At 73.1% G+C, this 7,606-nt stretch carries 4 protein-coding genes; all 4 read left to right on the forward strand.

Going from position 1 to position 7,606, the window contains the following annotated elements; genetic code table 11:
• A partial coding sequence (locus ACFV61_RS32595; RefSeq protein ID WP_380495598.1) for a M28 family peptidase occupies window positions 1–1,531 on the forward strand: 1,531 nt, incomplete at its 5' end.
• Between the two features lie 315 nt (window positions 1,532–1,846).
• On the forward strand, window positions 1,847–3,253 hold the full coding sequence (lpdA, locus tag ACFV61_RS32600; protein WP_380377712.1) for a dihydrolipoyl dehydrogenase: 1,407 nt from the start codon (window positions 1,847–1,849) through the stop codon (window positions 3,251–3,253).
• A gap of 10 nt (window positions 3,254–3,263) precedes the next feature.
• Window positions 3,264–5,261, forward strand: a complete 1,998-nt coding sequence (locus ACFV61_RS32605) for a hypothetical protein (RefSeq protein WP_380495601.1) — start codon at window positions 3,264–3,266, stop codon at window positions 5,259–5,261.
• A 108-nt stretch (window positions 5,262–5,369) separates the two neighbouring features.
• Window positions 5,370–7,445, forward strand: coding sequence for a hypothetical protein (locus tag ACFV61_RS32610; protein WP_380495603.1), 2,076 nt, complete (start codon window positions 5,370–5,372; stop codon window positions 7,443–7,445).
• Window positions 7,446–7,606: the final 161 nt, after the last annotated feature.

Here is a 7,606-nt window from a genome sequence, read left to right on the forward strand (position 1 = left end):
CACCGCCACCGTCCGGAGCGCGGGCGCCGCCCTGACCGTCGCCGCCCTGGCCGCCCCGCTGCTGCTGGCCGGGGCCGGCGGCGCGGCCGCCGACCCGGACCCGGCGCGCAGGGGCGAGCGGCTCGCCGCGCGCCTGGTCGAGGCCGCCGACGCCGAGAGCGCCCACGACACCCTGGCCGCGCTCCAACGGATCGCCGACCGCAACGGCGGCACCCGGGTGGCCGGTTCGAAGGGGCACGACGAGTCCGCGCGCTACGTCTACGAGCAGGCCCGCCGGGCCGGGTTGAAGGTGTCCCGGCAGGAGTTCGAGTACACCTTCTTCGAGGCCCGCTCGGAGCGGCTGCAGGTGCTGTCCCCGCAGGCCGAGAGCATCCCGCTGATCGCCATGACGTACTCGCCCGGCGGCCCGGACGCGGGCCTGAACGCCGACCTGGCGGTCGTCCCGGTCAGCGCCGCGACCGGCTGCGCGCCCACCGACTACCCGGTCGGCGCGTTCACCGGTCGGATCGCGCTGATCCAGCGCGGCGGCTGCGGCTTCGCCGTCAAGCAGGCCGCGGCCGCGACGGCCGGCGCGGTGGGCGCGATCATCTACAACAACACCGACGGCGACCTCAACGGCACCCTCGGGGACCCTGCGGCCGGCAGGATCCCCGTCGGCGGGATCACCCGGGCCGCCGGGGAGGCGCTGGCCGCGAAGGCCGCCGCCGGCCAGGTGCGGCTGAACCTCGACATCCGCACCTTCATGGAGCCGCGCAAGACCTGGAACGTCATCGCCGAGACCAGGGGCGGCGACCCGGCCGACACCGTGATGGTCGGGGCGCACCTGGACTCCGTCCCGGCCGGGCCCGGCATCAACGACAACGGCTCCGGGGCGGCGGGCATCCTGGAGGTCGCGCGCAACCTGACCGTCCACCCGGTGAAGAACAAGGTCAGGTTCGCCTGGTGGTCCGCCGAGGAGTTCGGCCTCAAGGGCTCGGAGGCGTACGTGAAGTCGCTCTCCGAGGCGGACCGGAAGAAGATCAGGCTCTACCTCAACTTCGACATGATCGCCTCTCCCAACTACGCGCAGTTCGTCTACGACGGCTCGGGCAGCACCGGCGGCGGCGCCGGCCCCGAGGGTTCGGCGCAGATCGAGCGGGACCTCACCGGCTACCTGGACGGCCGGGGCCTGCCGCACGAGCCGACCGCCTTCAACGGCCGCTCCGACTACGGCCCGTTCATCGACGCGGGCATCCCGGCCGGCGGCACCGACACCGGCGCCGAGGTGGTCAAGTCGCCGGCGCAGGAGGAGCGTTACGGCGGCACGGCGGGCGTGGCCTTCGACGCCTGCTACCACAAGGCCTGCGACGGCTTGAAGAACATCGACATGGACGCCTTCGACGTCAACATCGATGTGATCGCCCACGCCGTCGGCACCTACGCCTGGGACCTCTCCTCACTGAACCGGCCCGTGCCGCCGCAGCACCCCGCCGGCCAGGCGGGTGGCGGCGGCGGTATGAGCGGGGGCCACGCCCACGAGGTGACGGCCTGACGCCCGGGTGGGCCCGCTGCCGTCCTCGGGCGGCGGGCCCACCCGCCCCACCCGCCGGCTCCGCCGCGCTCGTCCGCCATTCGGCCCCTCCTCCCGCTCGCACCCCCGGACCTCACCCCGGACCTCAGCCCGGGCCTCGCCCCTGCCCGGCGAGGTTGCGAGCACCGTAGCCGAGGGCACTGACAATTCGGCCCCGGGCCGGGTACGGTGCCGCGCGGAGCGCATCCGCCGAGACCCGGTGGGTGCGTCGAACCCGGTCCTGACACCATGGGACCGAGATCACGAGACCGTGACACCCTCGGAGGAGTCAGCAACATGAGCACGCACTACGACGTCGTCGTCCTCGGCGCCGGCCCCGGCGGCTACACCGCCGCCGTCCGCTCCGCTCAGCTCGGCCTGAAGACCGCCGTCATCGAGGCCAAGTACTGGGGCGGCGTCTGCCTGAACGTCGGCTGCATCCCCTCCAAGGCCCTGCTGCGCAACGCCGAGCTCGCCCACATCTTCACCAAGGAGGCCAAGACCTTCGGCATCAAGGTCGAGGGCCAGGTGACCTTCGACTTCGGCGAGGCCTTCCGCCGCAGCCGGTCGGTGGCCGACGGCCGGGTCAAGGGCGTCCACTACCTGATGAAGAAGAACGGCATCACCGAGTACGACGGCTGGGGCACCTTCGTCGACGACCACACCCTCCAGGTCGCGCTCAGCGGCGGCGGCTTCGACGTCGTCACCTTCGACCACTGCGTCATCGCCGCCGGTGCCACCACCCGGCTGCTGCCCGGCACCAGCCTGAGCGACCGGGTGGTCACCTACGAGGAGCAGATCCTCACCGAGCAGCTGCCGGAGAGCATCATCATCGCGGGCGCCGGCGCGATCGGCGTCGAGTTCGCGTACGTGCTGCACAACTACGGCGTGAAGGTCACCATCGTCGAGTTCCTGGACCGCGTGGTGCCGCTGGAGGACGTCGAGGTCTCCACCGAACTGGCCAAGCAGTACCGCAAGCTCGGCATCGAGGTGCTCACCTCCACCCGGGTCGAGTCGATCGACGACAGCGACCCGAACGCCAAGGTCAAGGTCACCGTCACCAGGGACGGCCGGCAGCAGGTGCTGGAGGCCGACAAGGTGCTCCAGGCGATCGGCTTCGCGCCGCGTGTCAACGGCTACGGCCTGGAGAACGCCGGCGTCAAGCTGACCGACCGCGGCGCCATCGCGGTGGACGGCCGCGGCCGCACCAGCGCCGGGCACATCTTCGCGATCGGCGACGTGACGGCCAAGCTGATGCTCGCGCACGCCGCCGAGACGATGGCCGTGATCGCCGCCGAGACCATCGGCGGGGCGGAGACCATGGAGGTCGACTTCGCCATGATCCCGCGCGCCACCTACTGCCAGCCGCAGATCGCCTCCTTCGGCTACACCGAGGCGCAGGCCCGCGAGCTGGGCCACGACGTCAAGGTCGCCAAGTTCCCGTTCACCGCCAACGGCAAGGCGCACGGCCTCGGCCACCCGATCGGCTTCGTCAAGGTCATCAGCGACGCCAAGTACGGCGAGCTGCTCGGCGCCCACCTGATCGGCCCCGAGGTCACCGAGCTGCTGCCCGAGCTGACCCTGGCCCAGCAGTGGGACCTCACCGTCCACGAGGTCGCCCGCAACGTGCACGCCCACCCCACCCTCGGCGAGGCGGTCAAGGAGGCCATCCACGGCCTCGCCGGCCACATGATCAACATGTGACGCGCACCGCATGACGGCTGGGCCCGCCCGAACACCCGGGCGGGCCCTGCCGCGTTCCGGCGGCCCCGGCCCCCGCCCCGGCCCCCGCGCCGCCGGGCGCCCCGACGCCCGGCCCGCCCACCGCTGGACCCTCACCCGCAGCGAACCGCTCACCCTCACCGACCCCGGCTTCGAACAGGGCACGGACGGCTGGACGTTCACCGAGCACACCGGCATCGCCACCAACAACCCGCACGGCGGCACCCGCCTCGCCTACCTCGACGCCGGCTCCGGCCACCGGATCGCCCAGCAGGTCACCGCCGTCACCGCCGGCAGCTACGACCTGTCCGCCTGGATCGCCACCGGCGGCGCCGGCGGCACCTTCTCGGTCAGCGTCAACGGCACCGTGGTCCGCTCGCTGACCCTGCCCGAGCAGCCCGTCTACGCGAAGTACACCCTGCCCCGGGTGCACGTCGCGGCCGGCGACCGGCTCACCCTCGGCATCGGCTCCTCCCCCACCGGTTGGGTCAACGCGGACGACGCCGCCGTCGCCCCGTCCGCCCCCAGCGACCCGAGGATCAGTTCCTCGGACCCCGAGGTCGTCGCCCTGTTCGACTGGGCCAAGACCAAGGCCAACAGCTGGGTGCAGCAGGCCGGCACCACCGGCGTGCTCAACCAGGACGAGAACAACCCCGGCGGCACCGGCACCACCACCTACGACACCACCTACTGGGCCGGCTACCCGTTCCGCTCCGACTTCTACAGCCGCGACTTCGCCCACCAGCTGGTCGGCGCCCACCTGCTCGGCCTGGACGCCGAGAACAAGACCATGCTGCGCGGGTTCGCCGCCTCCGCCACCGAGACCAACAAGCTCTACCCGGTCTGGGCGCTCAACTTCGACGCCAGGACGTACGGCAGCATCGACTACCGGAGCCCCGACCGCTTCGTGCGCGAGCTGCCCGCGCCGTTCGAGCTGGTCGAGAAGGCCGGCGAGGCCTACCGGTGGACCGGGGACCGCGACTACGCCGACGACCCCGCGCTGAGCGGCTACGTCCGCAACACCCTCGGCCCCTTCATCGCCCAGCACCCCGGCCCGGTCGACAACGGCGGCCTGCCCATCCCGCAGGCCACCAGCCGCAGCATCTTCGCCGGCACCGCGAGCTACGCCGAGAACGCCACCAGCACCTACGCCGAGGCCGGCGACGCGATCGGCGCCCAGTACCAGGCGTACCTCGCCGCCGCGACCCTGGCCACCGCCCAGGGCGACACCGCCGCCGCCACCGGCTACCGGCAGGCCGCCACCGCGCTGCGCGACTACGTCAACACCACCTGGAGCGTGGACCGGCAGCAGCCCGGCGAGGTCGTGCACGGCTACGACACCACCGGCAAGCCGGTGACCGGCTGGGGCTACGAGTCCAGCGTGCTGATGCCGGTCAAGCAGCTGCTCGACCCCGGCCCGCGCCGGGACGCCCTCCTCGCCGCCATCGACGCCGCCGACTCCGGCCCGCAGCGCTCGACCAACCTGGAGGCCTACACCTACCTGCCCGACGCCTTCTTCGCCAACCATGACGGCGACACCGCCTGGAAGTGGATGCGGCAGATCTACCAGGGCGTCGACCAGCTCCACGCCACCGGACGGCTGCTCAACGGCGACTACCCCGAGGTCCCGTTCACGCTGCTGAGCCAGACCGTGCAGGGCCTGCTCGGCGTCGAGCCCGACGCCGCCGCGCACACCCTCGTGACCGCCTCCCGGCTGCCCGCCTCGATGGGCTGGCTGGAGGTCGCCGACATCCCGGTCGGCGCGGGCTCGGTCACCGTCCGGCACGACGGCCACCGCAGCAGCACCGTCACCAACACCGGCCGTACGCCGCTCACCTGGGAGGCCCGCTTCGCCGGCCCGCACGGCGGGATCACCGTCGACGGCAAGGCCCGGCCCACCCGCACCAGGACCGTCGACGGCGTGAGCTACACCTACGCCACCGTCACCGTCGCCCCCGGCCGCACCGCGAGCGCCGCCGTCACGGACTGACCCCCCCCCAGCGCACCACCCTTCCGGCCGACCGGCCCCCAATCGGTCGGCCGCACACCCCGCTCCACCCGACGCACCGTCACCACCCCCACACCCTCAGGAGCGCGCATGCGCCACATCCCCCACCGCCTCGCGGCACCCGTGCTCGCGCTGGCCCTCGCCGCCACCGGCCTCGGCGCCCTCACGCTCGGCACGGCCGCCCCCGCCGCCGCCCTGGGCAACGGCAACGCCCTCACCCCGCCCATGGGGTGGAACTCCTGGAACTCCCTCGGCACCGAGGTCACCGAGGACCAGGTCGTCCAGACCATCGACTTCATGGCCGCCAACGGCCTGGTGGCGGCCGGCTACGACACCGTCACCATCGACGACGGCTGGTCGCTCTGGCACCGCGACGGCCAGACCACCGACCTGGTCCGCAACGCCGACGGCGGCCTCCAGCTCCAGGACGCCGCCGGGAACCCCGTCAGCGGCACCGACGGCACCGGCAACGACCCCACCACCGGCCACCTCCTCCCCCGCCCGGACCACTTCCCCGCGCAGACCGTCAACGGGCGGACCGTCAACGGCATCGAGTACCTCGCCCAGTACGCGCACGGCAAGGGCATGAAGTTCGGGCTCTACGCCACCGACACCTACCTCACCTGCCAGATGCACCCCGGCAGCCTCGGCCACGAGAGCACCGACGCGAGCGACTTCGTCTCCTGGGGAGTCGACTACGTCAAGTACGACGACTGCCCCTACGGCCCGCAGATCACCGGCCCGGACGGCCACAACTACTTCACCCAGGGCGAGGGAAAGGAACTCACCCGCTCGATCTACGCCCGCGTCCAGACCTTCCAGCGCGCCCTCGACGCCGCCTCCGCCACGCAGGGCCGGCCCAAGGTCACCCTCAGCGTCTCCGCCCAGCCCGCCCACACCGGCGTCCCGTACCTGCTCGCGGCCGACGACCCGGCGCGCACCGACCCGGTCGTGCAGGCCGCCGGCACCGCGCCGTTCCAGGCGCCCGGCTACGCGCCGACCGGCGTCTGGTGCGGCCAGGTCGCCAACCTCTGCCGGATCGGCGGCGACCGCGACAGCGAGCTCGACGGGGTGCTCTGGAACGGGCAGTTGCAGACCGCGCTGCAGTACCCCGGCAACGTGCGCCCGGGCAGCTGGAACGACCTCGACATGATGTTCACCGGCTGGCAGGACGTCTACGGCGCCTGGGGCACCACCGACACCTGCACCTGCCACAAGCCGTTCACCGACGACGAGTCCCGCACCGAGACCTCCGTCCTCGCGATGCTCGCCGCCCCGCTGGTCTCCGGCGCCGACCTGCGCACCGCCGCACAGTCCCAGCACAGCGCGGACGGCCACACCTGGTCCACCGGGATCGACGCCGCTAGCCTGGCGGTCCTGAAGAACCGCGACGTCATAGCGATCGACCAGGACGCCCTGGCCAAGCCCGCCACCCTGGTCGGCGCCAAGCCCGCGAACGCCACCGCGCCGGTCGTCCTCCAGCGGCGGCTGGCGAACGGCGACACCGCCGTGCTGCTCGTCAACCAGGACCCGGCCGCGAGCCGCACGGTGAGCACCAGCCTCGGCGAGCTCGGCCTCACCGGGCCCGGCTACACCGCCAAGGAGCTGTGGACGGGCGCGAGTTCGACCGTCACCGGCACGCTCGGCGCCTCGGTGGCCCCGCACGGCGTGGCGCTGTACCGGCTCAGCGCCCGGCCGGCCACCGGGCCGGCCGCGGTGGTCGACGACGGCCGCTACCACGCGATCGGCGCCGGCGGCGGTGGCGGCCTGGTCCTGGAAGTGGCGGGGACCTGCAGCTCGCCGCTCGGCGCCGTCGCCGACGTCAACACCTGGTGGCCCACGCACACCTCCGAGCAGTGGACCTTCACCAGCAACCCGGACGGCACCGTGCGGATCGCCGACAACTGCGCCACCGCCACCCACGCGCACACCGTGCTCGCCGCCGGCACCGACCCCGGCAACAGCGCCTACCTGCTCGGCTACTCGCCCGGCAACCGCTGGCAGGAGTGGCGGGTCACCCAGGACGGCGCCACCGGCAAGCTCACCATCACCAACGTCGCCACCGGCCTGGTCCTCAACGCCCGCACCGGCACGGCGGGTTCGACCGTGACCACGGACGCGGCCGACGGCGCCGCCCCCGGACAGGGCTGGGGCGTCGTGTCCTGACCTCGCCGGCGCCGGCGCCCGCGCCCTGATCACGCCTCCTGACCGCGTCTCTTGATCACGCTCCCGGGCGCTCCTCCACCACGACGCCGACGCCCGGCCAGTGGCGTACCAGGTCGGCGAAGACGCGCTCGGCGTCGATCGCCGCCTCGGGCGGGCGGACG

The sequence above is a fragment of the Kitasatospora sp. NPDC059817 genome, from assembly GCF_042731835.1.
Lineage (GTDB): Bacteria > Actinomycetota > Actinomycetes > Streptomycetales > Streptomycetaceae > Kitasatospora.

Excerpts from the sequence above, each read along its gene's own strand:
- lpdA (WP_380377712.1), top strand. The coding sequence starts at position 1,847 with ATGAGCACGCACTACGACGTCGTCGTCCTCGGCGCCGGCCCCGGCGGC.
- ACFV61_RS32605 (WP_380495601.1), top strand. The coding sequence starts at position 3,264 with ATGACGGCTGGGCCCGCCCGAACACCCGGGCGGGCCCTGCCGCGTTCC.
- ACFV61_RS32610 (WP_380495603.1), top strand. The coding sequence starts at position 5,370 with ATGCGCCACATCCCCCACCGCCTCGCGGCACCCGTGCTCGCGCTGGCC.